Origin of the sequence: Rhizobium sp. P44RR-XXIV (genome assembly GCF_001999485.2) — a bacterium.
In the GTDB taxonomy this organism is placed as follows: domain Bacteria; phylum Pseudomonadota; class Alphaproteobacteria; order Rhizobiales; family Rhizobiaceae; genus Rhizobium.
Genome location: NZ_MPVZ02000029.1, coordinates 111202 through 128346, shown reverse-complemented (window position 1 = coordinate 128346; position 17145 = coordinate 111202). Strand labels below are relative to the sequence as shown.

The window sequence follows — 17145 nt, the reverse complement described above, 5'->3', positions numbered from 1 at the left end:
GCAATGGGAGTTGCCCCATGGGAGGAGAACATGATGAAGCGATTTCTGGCCGCAACCGGCCTCATATCCCTATGCTTGGCACCTGCCGCATCTGCTGAAAACATCTCCATGTGGGTGCGCAGCGGCATCGGCGATTCCTTCAAGAAGGTCGTCGAGGCCTATAATGCCGGCCATGACGACAAGGTCGCGCTGACGGAAGTGCCTTTCGGCGAACTCGTGCAAAAATACGCGACAGCCATCGCCGGCAGTCAGGCGCCGGATGCGCTATCGATGGATCTAATCTATACGCCGGCCTTTGCCGCAGCCGGCCAGCTCGCGGACCTGACCGACTGGGCGAAAAGCCTGCCCTATTTCAACTCGCTCTCGCCATCGCATGTGAAGCTCGGCACTTATGACGGCCATATCTATGGCCTGCCACTCTCGGTCGAGACCTCCGTCTTTGCCTGGAACAAGGATCTCTACAAGAAGGCCGGCCTCGACCCGGAAAAGGCGCCGGCAACCTGGGAAGAGATCGAGCAGAATGCCGAAAAGATCCGCGCCCTCGGCGGCGACACCTACGGCTTCTATTTCTCCGGCGGTGGCTGTGGCGGCTGCATGATCTTCACCTTCACCCCGCTCGTCTGGGGTGCAGGGGCAGACATTCTTTCGGCCGACGGCAAGACCGCGACGCTCGACACGCCACAAATGCGCAAGGCGGTCGGCATCTACCGCGACATGGTGAAAAAGGATCTGGTACCGGCAGGGGCGGCAAGCGATACCGGCGCCAATTTCCTGAGCATCAGCAACGGCAAGATCGGTCAGCAGAGCATCGGTGCCTTCTCGATCGGCACGCTCATTACGCAATATCCCGATATCCATTTCGGGGTGACTCTGATCCCCGGCGCTGACGGCAAGCCGTCGTCCTTTGCCGGCGGCGACAATTTCGTCATCTCCAAGGGCACCAAGAAGCTCGATGCAGTGAAGAAATTCCTCGAATACACCTATTCGCTCGAGGGGCAGAAGATCATGGCGAAATATGGCAGCCTGCCGACGCGCGGCGATATCGCTCAGCAGGTGCTTGAGGGCCTCGATCCGCGCATGCAGGTTGGCCTGAAAGCCATATCGATCGCCAAGACGCCCTATACGCTGCAGTTCAACGATCTGATCAACAGCGCCAACGGCCCCTGGGCAGGCTTTACCAATGCCGCGATCTTCGGCAGCGATGTCGACGGCGCCTTTGCCAATGCCCAATCGGAAATGCAGTCGATCATCGACACCGCCCAACAGCAATAAGCGCACGATTGCCGGGAGGCTTCACGCTTCCCGGTCCTTCCATCGCAACATCGGGAGCATTCCATGGCGGGTCCTGGAGCTATCGCAACCGCGCGGCTTCGCAAACGGCGAAGACGTGCCGGCTGGCACGGATTTCTCTACATCGCGCCGGCCATGGCGCTGGTCATCGTCTTCTTCATCCTGCCCGTTGTCTTCACCGTCTGGATGAGCCTGCATAACTGGCCGCTGCTCGGCAATCCGCGCTGGATCGGCTTCGGCAACTATATCCGCATGTTCTCCGACATACGCTTCATGGCGGCGCTACGCTTTACCGCCTATTACACGGTCGTCGTCACCATAGTGATTTTCGCCGTCGCCTTTCCGCTGGCACTCTATGTGGAGAAGCAGCGGCCTTTCGTCGGCTTCTATCGGACGATCATCTTCCTTCCTGTTGTCGTCGGCCTTGCCACGGCCTCGCTACTCTGGGTCTGGCTCGCCAATGTCGATAGCGGCTTCTTCGCCCCGGTGGCGCTGGCGCTCGGTCTGGTCGACAAGAGGCCGAACCTGCTTGCCGATTTCGACATGGCATTTGCCACGATCGTCGTCATGGTGGTCTGGAAGATCGCCGGCTTCACCATGATCATCCTGCTGACCGGCCTGCAGGCGATCCCATCCGAGCTCACGGAAGCCGCCCGCATCGATGGCGCGAGGCGCTGGCAGCGCTTCCGGCACCTGACCTTGCCACTGATGCGCCGCACCATCGCGCTCGCGCTCATCATCTCCATCACCGGCTCGGTGCTGGCCTTCGACCAGTTCTACATCATGACATCAGGCGGACCGCAGAACCGGATGATCTCCGTGGTTTACTACATCTTCAACCAGTCCTTCGTGTCCTTCAATCTCGGCTATGGCGCAGCATTGTCGATCGCGCTGCTCGTCATCCTCGTGCTGATCAGCATCGTCCAGCTCTGGCTTCTACGCGGTGGGGAGGGCCGGCCATGAACACAGCAAAAGAGCGCCGCGCAAGGCGCAAGCTCTGGGGCGGTATCGGCTATCACGGTATCGGCGTCATCATCGTCATTTTTTTCTTCGCGCCCTTTGCGATCGCGCTCCTTTCCTCATTCAGGCACGGTAGCGAAGCCAGCCTTCCGCCGTTGCCGCCCTGGCCGACGACCGGTTTCAGCTTCGATGCCTATCGCTCGCTGGATGGCTTCGGGGCGGGCGTTCTGCAACACACGCTGAATTCGCTGTTCGTCTCCGTCGGTACGGTAGTACTGACCGTCCTCGTCAGCCTGCTGGCCGGCTACGGTTTCTCGCGCTACCAATTCCCCTTCAAGGGCGCTCTCTTCATTCTCGTCATCGCGACGCTGATGATCCCCTTCCAGTCGATCCTGACGCCGCTTTTCATCATTCTGGCGAAGCTCGGCCTCAACAATTCGCTGATCGGGCTGACGCTGGTCTATGTGACGCTGCAATTGCCCTTCTCGGTCTTCATGATGCGCAACGCCTTCGACGCCGTGCCGAAGGAAATCGAGGAGGCGGCCCGCATCGACGGCGCGCGCGATCTGAAACTCCTCTTCCGCGTGCTGTTTCCGCTGGTGCTGCCGGGCGTGGCAACGGTTGCGATCTTCGCCTTCCTCAACGCCTGGAACGAATTCCTGGCGGCCCTGATCCTTCTCTCCAGCAATGAGAAATTCACCCTGCCGGTGCTGATGATCGCCGTCAGGACCGGCCGCCTCGGTGCCGTCAACTGGGGAGCGGTCCAGGCCGGCATCGCCGTCATGACCATCCCCTGCGTCATCGTCTTCCTGCTTTTGCAACGCTACTACATGCGCGGGCTGATGGCCGGCGCGGTGAAATGACCCCTTCAAACAAACGGATGAAAGCCATGTCAGACAAGCAAAGCCGCCAGTTCCGCCCCCTGCCCGTTCCAAATGTCGAGCTCGCCGGCCTGTTCGGCGACCGCCAGGATGCTATCTGCAATTCGACGGCCGCCACCCTGCTCGACCGCTGCGTCGAGGCCGGCATGATCCGCGCCATCGATGTCGGCCAGCCGAGCCCCGGCATCGTCATCCCCCTGCAGACATGGTCGGGCTCCACACAGATGTTCTGGGACAGCGATCTCGGCAAATCGATCGAGACCATCGCCTATTCGCTCTATCGCCGGCCCAATCCAGAGCTGGAGGCACGCGCCGACGCCATCATCGACATGTATGAAAAGATGCAGGAGAAGGATGGTTATCTGAACGCCTGGTTCCAGCGCGTCCAGCCCGGGCGCCGCTGGACCAACCTGCGCGACCACCATGAGCTTTATTGCGCCGGCCATCTGATCGAGGCGGCCGTCGCCTATTATCAGGCGACGGGCAAGCGCAAGCTGCTCGACATCATGAGCCGCTTTGCCGACTACATGCTGACCGTCTTCGGCCATGGCGAAGGACAGTTGCGCGGCTATTGCGGCCACGAGGAGGTAGAACTCGCGCTCGTAAAGCTCGCCCGCGTCACGGGTGAGAAGAAGTACCTGGATCTGGCCAAATACTTCATCGACGAGCGCGGTCAGCAGCCGCATTTCTTCACCGAGGAAGCGCTGCGCGACGGCCGCGACCCCAAGAACTTCGTGCAGAAGACCTATGAGTACAGCCAGTCGCATCTGCCGGTGCGCGACCAGACCAAGGTGGTGGGGCATGCCGTGCGCGCCATGTATCTCTATTCCGGCATGGCCGACATCGCGACGGAATATAACGACGACACGCTAACTTCGGCGCTGGAGACGCTCTGGGACGATCTGACGACCAAGCAGATGTATGTCACGGGCGGCATCGGTCCGGCTGCCTCCAACGAAGGCTTCACCGACTATTACGACCTGCCGAACGAAAGCGCCTATGCCGAGACCTGTGCCTCGGTCGGCCTTGTCTTCTGGGCCAACCGCATGCTCGGGCGCGGCCCGAACCGCCGCTATGCGGACATCATGGAACAGGCGCTCTACAACGGCGCGATGGCCGGGCTATCACTCGACGGCAAGACCTTTTTCTATGAAAATCCGCTGGAGAGTGCCGGCAAGCATCACCGCTGGACCTGGCATCATTGCCCCTGCTGCCCGCCCAACATCGCCCGCCTGCTCGCTTCGGTCGGTTCCTACATGTATGCCGCAGCGGACAACGAAATCGCCGTGCATCTCTATGGCGAGAGCAAGGCCCGTGTGCCGTTGGCGAGCGGCGTGACCGTGACGCTTGCCCAGGCGACGCGCTATCCTTGGGATGGTGCCATCCATTTCGAGGTCAACCCGGATCGCAATGCCGAATTCGCACTGTCGCTGCGCATACCCGAATGGGCCGAGGGCGCAACGCTTGCGGTCAATGGCAAGACCATCGATCTCCCAGCGGTTACCGTCGACGGCTATGCCCGTATCGACCGCGAGTGGCAGGCCGGCGACAAGGTCGACCTTAACATTCCGCTGATCCCGCGCACCCTTTTCGCTAATCCCAGGGTCCGCCAGGATGCCGGGCGCGCCGCCCTGATGCGCGGCCCGCTCGTCTATTGCGTCGAGACAACGGATAACGGCCAGGACCTCAACAGCATTTCGCTCGCGGGCAAGCCCGCCTCGGCAAGGACTGCCGAAATCGCCGCCCTCGAAGGTGCCGTCGCGCTCGATATTCCAGTCACACGCGACGAGGCGGACTGGGGATCGGATCTTTACCGGACGACGCCCCCGAAGAGCCGAGCCGCCACCGCACGCTTCGTGCCCTATCATCTCTGGGACAACCGCGAGCCGGGCGAAATGCTGGTCTGGATCCGCACCGAGCAAAGCCGTGAGGCCTGACATGACGAAGAACGGCATGAAGCTCACCGGCGTCCGCAAGAGCTTCGGCGGGCTGGAGGTCATTCACGGCATCGATCTCGATGTGCCGGAGGGCGCTTTCGTCGTCTTCGTCGGCCCGTCCGGCTGCGGCAAATCCACCCTGCTGCGGATGATTGCCGGGCTGGAAGAGGTCACGGACGGCGAGATCGCCATCAAGGGCCGCGATGTCACCGATCTCGATCCCTCCGAGCGCGGCATCGCCATGGTCTTTCAGTCCTATGCGCTCTATCCGCATATGAGCGTACGCGACAATCTCGGTTTCGGGCTGAAAATGGCCCGGACCGATGCGGGCGAAATCGAGCAGCGCGTCGGCTCCGCCGCCGCGATCCTCAAGATCGATCATCTGCTCGATCGCCGGCCGGGGCAGCTCTCGGGCGGTCAGCGCCAGCGCGTCGCCATCGGCCGGGCGATCGTGCGCAAACCGGAGGTCTTCCTGTTCGATGAGCCGCTTTCCAATCTCGATGCCGAACTGCGCGTCTCCATGCGCATCGAAATTGCCCGACTGCACCGCGAACTCGGCAATACCATGATCTACGTCACCCATGATCAGACCGAGGCCATGACGCTCGCCGACAAGATCGTCGTGCTGAAGGATGGTCGGATCGAACAGGTGGGCAGTCCGCGGGAGATCTATGAGGACCCGGCCAACAGTTTCGTTGCAGGGTTCATCGGTTCTCCCCGCATGAACATGATTGACGCCATCTGGTCCCACGAAGGGACAGCCAAGGTCGGCAATGGCATTATCAGGGTCGATCTGGCCCGCCACAAGCCATCAACCGGCGAAAACCTGCTGCTTGGCATGCGCCCGGAACATTTGATTGTGACGTCAGACCAGGAAGATGCTGTCCGGGTCACGGTCGACGTCACCGAATATCTGGGCGGCACGCGTTATCTCTATTGCCAGACGGAAGATGGCCAATCCCTGATCGCCGAATATCGCGAAGGGCCTGATATCGGGCGCGGCGACACGCTCCATCTGCGCTGCCCGCCCGAGCGGCGGCGCTATTTCGACAAGCAAGGCGAGCGGCTTCGCTAAGCCGCATATTTTCACCGCAACGACGCGCCAATCATTTGACGGACAAGGATGATTTGGAGAAGGTTGCTGATGGAGATTGCATGCCACGCGCCCGTCCCATGCGGGACGACGCGCGATATCAAACCGGAGAGGCCTTGTGGCGAAGACATATGATTTCATCATCGCCGGCGGCGGTTCGGCTGCCTGCGTCGCGGCCATGCGGCTCGTGCGTGACTTCGGCTTTTCGGTGCTCATCATCGAACGCGGCCCGCGCAACACCGCAAAGCTGATGGCCTTTCCCGCCGGCTACATGAAATATCTCGCCCGCGATGATTTCCTCGAAATGCATCATACGGTCGCCCAACCGCAGCTCGGTGGCCGCGGCCCGATTGTTCCGGTCGCCAAGGCGCTCGGCGGCGGCAGCGCCGTCAACGCCATGGTCTACATGCGCGGCCAGAAGGAGGATTATGATCATTGGGCCGCCCATCTGGGCAACGGCACCGAGTGGTCCTACGAAGACATGCTGCCGCACTTCAAAGGCATCGAGGGCAATACCCGCTTCAACGACGACTATCACGGCATATCAGGCAATCTACGCGTTTCAGAGCCGCGCCATACCTGCGATACGACACAGGATTTCCTGCTCGCAGCCCAGGGCCTCGGCCACGCCTACAATCCCGATTTCAACGGCATCAGGCAAAACGGCGTCGGCATCATGCAGCACACCTACGGATTATGGGGCGGCAAGACGGAGCGTTCCGACGCGAAGAAAGCCTTTCTTGATCCGCTGGCTGACGACGAGCGACTGGATATCATCACCGACACCCGCATCGATCGCATCGTCATCGAAAACGGCCGCGCAACCGGCGTCGGCTATGTGCAGAATGGGCAGACCTATACCGTCAGAGCCGCTCGCGAGGTTCTCGTGGCAGCCGGGACCTATAACAGCGCCAAGCTGATGATGCTCTCCGGCATCGGCCCGGCCGATCACCTCCGCGAGCATGGCATCGACGTCGTGCTCGATCTCCCCGGCGTCGGCGCCAATCTGCAGGACCATCACGAGGTTCCGGTCATCGCCACCACCAAGGGCAAGTCCGGTTATTTCGGCGAGGACAAGGGCTGGCCGATGCTGCGCAACGGCCTGCAATATATCCTGTTCAACTCAGGTCCGGTAACGACGACGGGCATCGAATCCTGCCTGTTCTACGATCCCGATGGCGGCGAGCGGCCGACGATCCAGCTCTATTGCGCGCCAATCGTCTATCTCGATCGCGACGTTTCCTCGGCAAAGCCAACCCACGGCGTCACCTTCACCTCCTGCCTGCTACGGCCGAAGGCGCGCGGCAGCGTGAAACTGCGCTCGGCCAATCCGACAGACCAGCCGCTGGTCGACTGTAACTTCTTCGGCGATTCCGACGATCTACGCCTGACGCTTGCCTCACTGAAAGTCGCCCGGCAACTACTCGAAACCGAGCCGTTCAAATCAAAGATCGCGGATGAGATCCTGCCCGGTCGGGCGCTGCAGGACGAAGAGTCCCTGGCAAAATTCGCCGGCCAGACAGTCAAGACCAACTACCACCCCTCCGGCAGCCTGCGCATGGGGCCGGAGAGCGATCCCATGTCAGTAGTCGACGGCAGGCTGCGCGTGCGCGGCATCGAGGGGTTGAGGGTTATCGATTGCTCGATCATTCCCTTCATCCCCTCGGGCAACACCAACGCGCCGGCGATGGCGATCGGCTCCAAGGCGGCGGAGATGATTGCCGGGGATTATTGACGCGCCAGGATTTCCAAGACGGCCACTTGAGTCAGTGGCCGCAGCGTCTAGCGACGTTTACGCAGCCTTGCTGATGCGCACCGGAATGGACTTATAGGAAGGCGTGCCGCTTTCCTTGTCCTGATAGTCGAGCGGGATCAGGCAGTTGGCCTCCGGATAATAGGCGGCGACGGAGCCTTCGGAGATATCATAGGAAATCGCCGTCAGCTGCAGCAGCCGCTTGCCGCCGGAAGGGAGTGCCGTCTCGATCTCCACGAGATCGCCATGCTCCAATCCCTTGGCCGTCAGGTCCTTGTCATTCATGAACAGTACATCTCGGCGGCCGAAGACACCGCGATAGCGGTCGTCGAGGCCGTAGATCGTCGTGTTGTACTGATCGTGGCTGCGGATCGTCGCGAGCTTGAGGATGCTGGTGTCGGAAAAGGAGATGTCCTCGTTGAGGCCGGAGAAAAGCTTGAACTCGGCTTTGCCGGAGGGCGTCTTCCAGACGCGTTCCGTCGCTGCCAGCGGCAGGCGAAAACCGCCTGGCACAGCGATGCGCTCGTTGTAACGAGCAAAATCCGGGTAGACGATTTCGATCTTGTCGCGGATCAGAGCATAATCGTTGATGAGCTCCATCCAGGCGACCCTGCTTTCCGGCAAGGTGGCATGCGCCATGGCGGCAACGATGGCCGGCTCGGAACGCAGCTGGTCGGAGGCCGGTTTCAGCCTGCCTTGTGAGGCATGCACCATCGACATCGAATCCTCGATCGTCACAGCCTGCGGGCCGGTGGCCTGGACATCCACCTCGGTGCGGCCAAGTACCGGCAGCAGGAAGGATTCCTTGCCGATCAGCAGATTCGAGCGATTGAGCTTGGTGTTCATATGAACGGCGAGATCGAGCCTACGCATGCCCTCGGCGCACAATTGCGGGTCCGGAAGCGCAATTGAAAAATTGCCGCCGAGGCTCAGCAATATCTTCGAACGCCCATCGGCCATCGCCTGCATCGCTGCAACCGCGTCATGGCCATGATGAGCCGGAGACTTGAAGCCAAAGGCACGCTCGATGCCCTCGATCAGTGCCGCATTTGGCTTCTCGGTAATCCCGACTGTACGATTGCCCTGCACGTTTGAATGGCCGCGCAGCGGGCAGATGCCGGCGCCGGGCTTGCCGAAATTGCCGCGCAGCAGCAGGAGATTGGCGATCTGCTGCACATTGGCCGTGCCCTTCGCATGCTGCGTGATACCCATGCCATAGGCTACGATCGTGGCCTTCGATTTGGCATAGGCGGCGGCGACCCGCTCCAGATCGGCGCGGGCAAGGCCTGAAACCCGCTCGATATCCGCCCATTCCGTCTGATTGAGGTCAGCGACGAGAGCATCGAAGCCGCTGGTATGCTCGGCGATGAAGGCGTGATCGAGCACATCTTCCGAGGTCTCGGCAAGCGCCAGAACGCCCTTCATGATGCCCTTGAGTGCTGCCGCATCGCCGCCGATCTTCACCTGATAGTAGGAAGACGCGATGCGAGTCGATCCGAAGGTTCCCATTTCGATCGGGCTCTGCGGGTCGGCGAAGCGTTCGAGCGCCCGCTCCTTCAGCGGATTGAACACGATGATCGGCACGCCGCGGCGCGAACACTCGTGCAGCGTGCCCATCATGCGCGGGTGATTGGTGCCGGGATTGTGTCCCATGGAGATAATCAGGTCGCACTCGTCGAAATCGTCGAGCGAGACCGTGCCCTTGCCGATGCCGATCGATTGCGGCAGGCCGACGCTGGTTGCCTCATGGCACATGTTCGAGCAATCGGGGAAATTGTTGGTGCCATATTCGCGCGCAAAGATCTGGAAGAGGAAAGCCGCCTCGTTTGAGGCGCGGCCCGAGGTGTAGAACTCGACCATATCCGGATCGGGCATGCTGCGCATGACCTCGCCGATGCGGGCAAACGCATCCTCCCAGGCAATCGGCTTATAGGTGTCGGTTGCGGGATCATAGACCATCGGATGCGTCAGCCGACCGGAATTCTCCAGATCATAGTCGCTCCAAGTCAAGAGTTCGCTCACCGTATGTTCAGCGAAGAAATCCGGCGTGACGCGCTTGTTCGTCGCCTCCCAGGTGACAGCCTTGGCGCCATTTTCACAAAACTGGAATGTAGACGTATGCTCCTTGTCGGGCCAGGCGCAGCCGGGGCAGTCAAAGCCTGTGGGCTTGTTGGTGCGCAGGAGCAGACCGGGCGCCTCGGTCACGTCCATCTGGTCGCGAACTGCTTTCGCAGTGGCTTTCAGCGCTCCCCAGCCGCCGGCCGGGCTGTTGTAGGGACGGATACCAGGGACTTCACGTTTCTGCGCCATCGCATGCTCCTTCGGTTACCCAATGGCTTCCTCCCAAAGGCCGGGCCTTCAAGGAATAAGCGTGAGGCAGGAGGGTGTAAAGCACTACCAATAGGCACTTGACAAAACAATCGATACGCGCCGGTGTCCAAGGACATAGATATTGGGATGTTCAAACTCAGTTCTTGAAGACGAGGCAGCTGCCTCCTTGCTGCCGAACCTGGGTGCAAACGGCATCCGCCTCCGCCCGCGTTTGACGTCCGATACGGGCCGCATAGCGGATGCGCCGACCGAAATCGGCATTGCGCTGCCGCACGATCAACGGCTTTTCGGCATTGAGGGGAGATGGTAATTTCTGAACGTTCATTGCAAAGAGGCGACGAGCGGCATCGACCTGAAAGTGCTCAGCCAGTTGAACACCCCAAGGCGCCCAGGGCCGCTCCTGTTCGAAGGGAACTTGCTTCAACCGCCGACTTCCAGCGAGTGCCACACAGGACTGAATAAAGGGCTTGCCCTTGTCCAGTGCCGGCGCGGCGACATCGGGCGGCCCATCCCGCCACTCTTCGACCGAGTGCGCGGTTATTGCGCTCACATAGCTACGCGTCTCATACGGAAGATCACCGGAGTTAAGGAAGTTCGCCAGGCCAGCCTCGCCGGCATTATAGGCAGCGGCCGCCAAGCCAAGATTACCGAAGCGGTTGCGCAGCTCATCAAGATAAGCAGCCGCCTTGCCAAGCGCCTCCAGCGCATCATAGCTGTCGCGGACGCCACGAAGCTTTGCCGTTCCCGGCATGAACTGCGCAATACCGCGTGCGCCTTTGGGGCTGATGGCATCCGAGCGAAAGGTGCTCTCACGCCAAACCAGCCGGGCCAGATAATCCGGCGGCAGGTGATTGATACTGGCGAAATAGTCGATGGCGGCGCAGAGATCGCTATTGTAGCTCTCTTTGCGGAGGCACAATGTCTCGCCGGTCTCTGTGATCATCGGGCCGGAGACGCAGGTAGGCGGTGGCGCAACGCTCCATTCCGGCTGCGCGCTGGCGGGGCGAAAGGCTGATATAGTCGCGACGCACAAAACGGCGAAGGCGACCATGCCGCCGACAAAGCCTGCTCTATGCTGCCTGCCTGCCATCCGTGCGATACCCGTCCAAGCCAGTTCGATCGCAAAATTGCGATCTCTTCATAGCATCGATGGACTGTGGCGAAAACCTTTGACGGCGTGATGATGTCGCCGGTGGTTACACAGCCAGACGGCCGCCACGCATTGGCTCAGGCGCGCCGGTCGTGCCGGGGAAGCTGATCGGCAAGCCCCGCAGCACGCGCACGGCCAGAAATGCGAAGCATTCCGCTTCGACGGCATCGCCGCGCCACCCCAAATCTTCGGCAAAAATCGGCTCCACGCCGGCGCGGCTTTGCAACATCGACATGATCGTCGGGTTGTGACGCCCGCCGCCGCTGACGATGACTTTCTTTGGTCGGCGCGGCAACAGATCGAGCGCCTTGCCGACAGCACCGGCAGTGAAGGCAGACAGCGTTGCCGCACCATCTTCGGGGCTCAAACCATCGGCCATCGATGCACCGAAATCGAAGCGGTCCAGCGACTTCGGATAGGAGGCGCTAAGATAAGGATGCTGCAGCAGCTTTTCGAGCCTCGCCTCATCGACCTTGCCGGCTCGTCCGAGCGCACCGTCGCGGTCCATTTCGCCGAGGCCATGCGACTTGATGAAATCATTGAGCGGAGCATTGGCCGGACCGGTGTCGAAGGCGACGAAATTGCCCTCTCCGTCCCACCAGGTGATATTGGCGACGCCGCCGAGATTGAGGATTGCGGTCTCGTCCGGCCGCACCCGCACCGCGCAGCAAGGCAGTGTGATAGGCGGCAGCAAGCGGCGCACCCTGACCGCCGGCGCGCATGTCGGCCGAGCGGAAATCATAGGCGACCTTGGTGACGAGGATGGAGCGCATCAGCTCGCCATCGCCAAGCTGGCGCGTCTGCCCCAACCGATCCTTCTGCGGCGCGCGGTGCAGCACGGTCTGCCCGTGAAAGCCGACGATACCGATATCGGCCATGGTCATGCCCTGGCTCTCGACCAGCTGCCTGACAGCCTCCGACTGCGCTCGCGTCAGAGCCTCTTCGGCCTCCTTGAAGATCGCCGGTTCGGGGCCATCGAAATTCCACACCCGCGCCTGCCGCAGCGTTTCTTCCAGAAGCGCTCGGATCCAATCGGGATAAGGGGCGAGAACATAGGGGCCGAATTCCTCGATCCGCTCGCCATCCGTCTTCAGCATGGCAACATCGATATTGCCGTCGAGGACGGTTCCGGTCATCAGACCGACTGCCCAGATTGGTTCCATGGTCAGGCTCCTATGCTGCATTGACGAGATCGCTGACGGTCTGACGAAGCGCCAGGATGCCGCTGTCGAAATGGCGTGTCGGATGAATGCGGTTGGTGAGCAAGGTCCAGGCCCTGCCCTTGGTAAAGTCGATCCAGAGAGCCGTACCGGTGAAGCCTGTATGGCCGATCGTCTCCGGCGAACACAGCGCCCCGCCCGACCAGCCCTCATGGGGCCGCTCCCAGCCATGCGTCCGTGTGGCCGAAAGCGGTGCCCGCATCAGCGCGATCGAATTGGTGGAGGCTCCGCTGCCGTCGAGCAAGCCCTCGGCGAAATCGAGGACGGACGCTGCCGTTCCGAAAAGCCCCGCATGACCGGCGCCCTGAAGTGCGGAACAATTATCGTCATGAACTTCGCCCGAGAGGATGCGATGACGCCAGGTGCAGTCCTCCGTCGCGGCTGCCTGATCGGGCGCGGCGGAAAAGGCAAAGCCTGGCCCCGGATCCATGGCGCGGATCGTCTGGCCGGTCAGGCGCTCCAGCGCAAAGCCCAGCAGAATGAAGTTGATGTCGGAATAAACGGGCGGTCCTGCTCGCCATTCGCGCTGCAGGATGAAAGCGCGCAAAAGCTCCGGGTCTCGGCCATAGGTGTAGATGGGTTCCACGGCCGGAAAGGGCGTCTGATGACCTAGGCACTGACGGAACGTCACTTTTCGCTCCCAGGCCTCGGCACTGTACTGGCGCAGATCCGGCAGAAGTGTCGTCAGCGGCGCATCGAGATCGATGGTGCCAGCCTCCGCCAGCGCCAGGATGCGCGGCGTCGTGAAAATGACCTTGGTGAGCGAGGCAAGATCAAACCATGTGTCCGTCAGCATCGGCCTGACGCTCGGGATCTTCTGTGCCGAACCGACCGCGCGCACCAGCCGATTGCCATCGAGATCGACCATGCCAAGCACACCGCCTGGAATGCGCGCGGACCTTACAGCCTCTTCAAGCGGCGCAAAGGCCCGGTCGAAACGCTCTTCAAACTGCATGCTCCCCCCAGATGCCATGCTTGCCTCTCCACGCCCTTGCTTCAGGCTTCCGCCAGAGCGATGTGATCCGGCGCGAACCGGCGCCATTCAGGGGCGGCAGGCTCGAAACCGAGCGGACGCACCAGCGACGGCACCTGCCGCGTATCGAGCGTGAAATTTTCCTTTCGCCGCGCGACCGTCGGCACCGCCGAGATCAGCCGCCTGGTATAGGAATGCTTCGGCTGCGACAAGATCGAGGCTGCGTCGCCGATCTCGACGATCTGCCCGGCATAGAGCACGGCGATGCGGTGGGCGATCCGCTCCACTACGGCCATGTCATGCGAGATGAACAGGTAGGCGAGCCCGTATTCGCGCTGAAGCTCGATCAGAAGGTTCAGAACCTGCGCCTGAACGGAGACATCGAGTGCGGAAACCGCCTCGTCCAGCACCAGCACGGACGGGTTCAACATCAGGGCGCGGGCGATGCACAGCCTCTGGCGCTGGCCGCCCGAAAACTCATGCGGATAGCGCTCAAGGGCGTTTTCCGGCAATCCCACCCGCTTCAGCAGCATGGCCATCCGCTCGCGTGTCTCGGCCGAGACGCGACCGCCGGCCGCGATCACCGGTTCGGCAAGAATGCTGTCGACCCGCAGCCGCGGATTGAGCGAGGCGTAGGGGTTCTGAAAGACCATCTGCACTGCGCTGGTGCGATCGGCAGCCTTGCCACCACTGGTCGTGAACGTGCCGCGTGTTGATTTGACCAGTCCTAGGATCGCCCGTGCGGTCGTGGACTTGCCCGAGCCGCTCTCGCCGACGATCGCCAGCGTCTCGCCCGACATCAGATCGAAGCCGACCCCCTCGACGGCATGGACGGCGCCTGTCGTGCGGCGGAAGAAGCTGTTCGACACCGCGAAACGGACGGTCAAGGCATCCACTTTCAGCGCCGGTTTGGCCTGCGATTCATCGCGCTGGAAATCCGTGCGCGCGGCACTCCCGGCTGCGAAATGCGGAACGGAATGCAGCAGGTGCTGCGTATAGGGATGAGCGGGATTGTCGAGGATCTGGTTGAGTTCGCCCTGCTCCACGGCCTCTCCGGCCTGCATCACCATCACCTTGTCGGCGATGCCGGCGACAAGGCCGATATCGTGGGTGATGAAGATCATCGACATGCCGGTCTCGCGTTTCAACTCGGCGAGCAGCGCCATGATCTGCGCCTGCACGGTGACGTCGAGCGCCGTTGTCGGCTCATCGGCGATCAGCAGGCGCGGATTGCAGGCAAGCGCCGTCGCGATCATCACCCGCTGCAGCATGCCGCCGGAAAGCTGGTTAGGGCAATAGGTCAGCCGTCGCGCCGCATCGGGAATGCGTACGCGATCGAGCGCATCCTTGGCGGCGGCCTTTGCCTGACTGCCGGTCAAGCCGCGATGCAGCCGGAAGGATTCCTCGATCTGCGTGCCGATCGTCAGCACCGGATTGAGCGAGGTCATCGGCTCCTGGAAGATCATGCCGATCTCGCCGCCGCGGATCTTCGTCAACTGAGCTTCGCTGGCCTCCGTGAGGTCGAGGATGCTGTTGTCTGCACGCTTCAGTCGGATCGATCCGCCGACGATGCGGCCGCCGCCGAAATCGACGAGGCGGTTGATGGAGAGCGCAGTGACGGATTTGCCTGAACCGCTCTCACCAACGATTGCCAGCGTCTCGCCGGCTTCGACATCGAAACTGACACCGCGAACGATAGGATTGGCCTGCGGATTGCGCCCGAAACCGACGCGAAGATCAGAGACCGATAGCAAAGGGTTCATGCCGTCGCCCTCCGCATTTTCGGATCGAGAATATCGCGCAGGGCATCGCCCAGCAGGTTGAAGCCGAGAATGGAGATCATGATGGTCACGCCGGGGAAGATCAGCAGCCAGGGCGCCGTCTCCATGAGGTTGCGGCTGTCGCTCAGCATCAAGCCCAATGAGGAGGCAGGCGGCTGGGTTCCAAGCCCGAGAAAGCTCAAGCCGGCTTCCGTCAAGAGCGACCAGGCAAGCGCCAGCGTCACCTGCACGGTCAACGGTGCGACGAGATTGAGCAGCAGATGCCGCGTTAGGATATAGGAGCGGCTGCTGCCGAAGGTGCGGGCGGCGTCGACAAAATCGCGCCCCTTCAACGACAGCGCCGGACCGCGCACGACGCGGGTGAAGATCGGCGTATAGACGATGGCGATCGCCGCAACGCTGGTCCAGGTCCCTGCCCGACGATGGAGATGATCAGAAGCGCGAGAAGGATGGCGGGGAAGGCCAGAAGCACATCCATCATGCGCATGATCACACCGTCCCACCGCTTGCCCGACCAGGCGGCGGTCAGGCCGAGTACGGTGCCGATCAGGGTCGCGGTGGCCACCGAAAGGAAGGCTACGGTGAAAGATTCGCCGATGCCGCGCATCAGACGGCTCGCCACGTCGCGGCCGAAGAGATCGGTGCCCATCCAATAGGTAAAGCTCGGGGCATGCAGGCGGTCGATGCGGTTCTGCATCAAGGGATCGTGCGGCGTCACGCCCAGCGTACCGAGAATAGCAAGCACGATGTAGATGAGCACGATAACGCCGCCGATACGGCCGCTCATGTGTCCGAAAATCGCTTTGACGATCCGCATCAGCCTTCTCCCAGCCGCACGCGCGGATCGAGTGCGATATAGGCAAGATCGACGAGCAGATTGACGATCATGAAGTTGAAGGCGATGAACAGCACACTGCCCTGTACCAGCGCATAGTCGCGCTGCAGGATGGCGTCGAGCACCATGCGCCCGAGGCCGGGCAGAGCATAGATCTGCTCCACCAGCACCGCGCCGCCGAGCAGGTAGCCGAATTCGACACCGCTCAGCGTCACCACCGGGATCAAAGCATTCGGCAAGGCATGCCGCCAGATGACACCACGCGCCGGCACGCCGCGACTGCGCGCCGTGCGGACATAATCATCGCTCAGAACATCGAGCATGGCCGAACGTACGACGCGCGTGACCGAAGCTGCGAAGGCAAAGCCGAGTGTCAGCGCCGGCAGGATCATCTGGCCGAGATTACCGAGCGGATCCTGCCAGATGGGCGTAAACTCACCCATGGTCGGCAGGACGCCGAAGCCGGCCGACAAGGCATAGATCAGCAGGAGCCCGAGAACGAAATTCGGCGTGGACTGCCCGATCATGGCGACGATACGCACAAGAAGATCGGACAGCTTTTCGTTTCGTGTCGCGGCAAAGACGCCCGCCGGCAGGCCGATGGCAAGCGCTATCACCATGGAGAGCAAGGCAAGCTCGAGCGTCAGCGGAAAACGCTCGAGGATGATATCGAGCACCGGCTTGCCGTAAGTGACGGAGATGCCGAGATTGCCCTGGAACAGACCCAGCAGCCAATGCCAGTACTGAACAGGCCAGGACTGATCGATGCCGAAATAGGCGGCCAGGGCCTGCCGCTGCTCCGGCGTCAGCAGGCCCGCATTGGTTCCGAGCATCGCCGTGATCGCATCGCCCGGCACCAGCCGGATGGCGACGAAGACGAAGATGGATACGCCCAGCATGATCAGCGGGAATATCATCAGCCGGCGCGTCAGGTATGCCAT

General features: G+C 61.7%; 11 protein-coding genes and 2 pseudogenes. 6 read left to right on the top strand and 7 right to left on the bottom strand.

Features of this window, described 5'->3' with window-relative positions; translation table 11 throughout:
• Positions 1-30 precede the first annotated feature (30 nt).
• The 6 genes from BSK43_RS26680 to BSK43_RS26655 all read left to right on the top strand — a co-directional run bounded on the left by BSK43_RS26680 (position 31) and on the right by BSK43_RS26655 (position 7896).
• Positions 31-1272 carry a sugar ABC transporter substrate-binding protein gene (locus tag BSK43_RS26680; RefSeq protein ID WP_077467801.1) on the top strand — a complete coding sequence of 414 codons (1242 nt, stop codon included), beginning with the start codon at positions 31-33 and terminating at the stop codon, positions 1270-1272.
• A gap of 63 nt (positions 1273-1335) precedes the next feature.
• Positions 1336-2253 (top strand): sugar ABC transporter permease, encoded by a 918-nt coding sequence (locus tag BSK43_RS26675; protein WP_077467800.1) that lies wholly within the window; start codon positions 1336-1338, stop codon positions 2251-2253.
• Entirely contained in the window at positions 2250-3113 is an 864-nt protein-coding gene (locus tag BSK43_RS26670) for a carbohydrate ABC transporter permease (RefSeq protein ID WP_077467799.1), read from the top strand. The genes BSK43_RS26675 and BSK43_RS26670 overlap by 4 nt, the downstream gene beginning before the upstream one ends.
• Positions 3114-3139: 26 nt before the next feature.
• On the top strand, positions 3140-5068 hold the full coding sequence (locus tag BSK43_RS26665) for a glycoside hydrolase family 127 protein (RefSeq protein ID WP_077467798.1): 1929 nt from the start codon (positions 3140-3142) through the stop codon (positions 5066-5068).
• A gap of 1 nt (position 5069) precedes the next feature.
• Positions 5070-6143, top strand: coding sequence for a sn-glycerol-3-phosphate ABC transporter ATP-binding protein UgpC (gene ugpC, locus BSK43_RS26660; protein ID WP_077467797.1), 1074 nt, complete (start codon positions 5070-5072; stop codon positions 6141-6143).
• 136 nt (positions 6144-6279) lie between these two features.
• Positions 6280-7896, top strand: coding sequence for a GMC family oxidoreductase N-terminal domain-containing protein (locus BSK43_RS26655; protein ID WP_077467796.1), 1617 nt, complete (start codon positions 6280-6282; stop codon positions 7894-7896).
• 57 nt (positions 7897-7953) lie between these two features.
• Here BSK43_RS26655 and BSK43_RS26650 read toward each other — a convergent pair whose 3' ends face one another.
• The 7 genes and pseudogenes from BSK43_RS26650 to BSK43_RS26620 all read right to left on the bottom strand — a co-directional run bounded on the left by BSK43_RS26650 (position 7954) and on the right by BSK43_RS26620 (position 17145).
• Positions 7954-10224, bottom strand: coding sequence for an FdhF/YdeP family oxidoreductase (locus BSK43_RS26650; RefSeq protein WP_077467795.1), 2271 nt, complete (start codon positions 10222-10224; stop codon positions 7954-7956).
• A gap of 157 nt (positions 10225-10381) precedes the next feature.
• Positions 10382-11335 (bottom strand): transglycosylase SLT domain-containing protein, encoded by a 954-nt coding sequence (locus BSK43_RS26645; protein WP_077467794.1) that lies wholly within the window; start codon positions 11333-11335, stop codon positions 10382-10384.
• A 106-nt stretch (positions 11336-11441) separates the two neighbouring features.
• Positions 11442-12558: pseudogene (locus BSK43_RS26640) on the bottom strand (anhydro-N-acetylmuramic acid kinase).
• Positions 12559-12568: 10 nt separating this feature from the next.
• Entirely contained in the window at positions 12569-13588 is a 1020-nt protein-coding gene (locus BSK43_RS26635; protein ID WP_077467792.1) for a serine hydrolase, read from the bottom strand.
• Between the two features lie 23 nt (positions 13589-13611).
• The gene (locus BSK43_RS26630) at positions 13612-15351 is read right to left on the bottom strand and encodes an ABC transporter ATP-binding protein (protein ID WP_077467791.1); all 1740 of its coding nucleotides are present in this window, start codon (positions 15349-15351) and stop codon (positions 13612-13614) included.
• A pseudogene (locus BSK43_RS26625) lies at positions 15348-16186 on the bottom strand (ABC transporter permease). Before BSK43_RS26625 ends, BSK43_RS26630 begins: the two are co-directional and overlap by 4 nt.
• Positions 16186-17145, bottom strand: a complete 960-nt coding sequence (locus BSK43_RS26620; RefSeq protein ID WP_077467790.1) for an ABC transporter permease — start codon at positions 17143-17145, stop codon at positions 16186-16188. The pseudogene BSK43_RS26625 and the gene BSK43_RS26620 overlap by 1 nt, the downstream one beginning before the upstream one ends.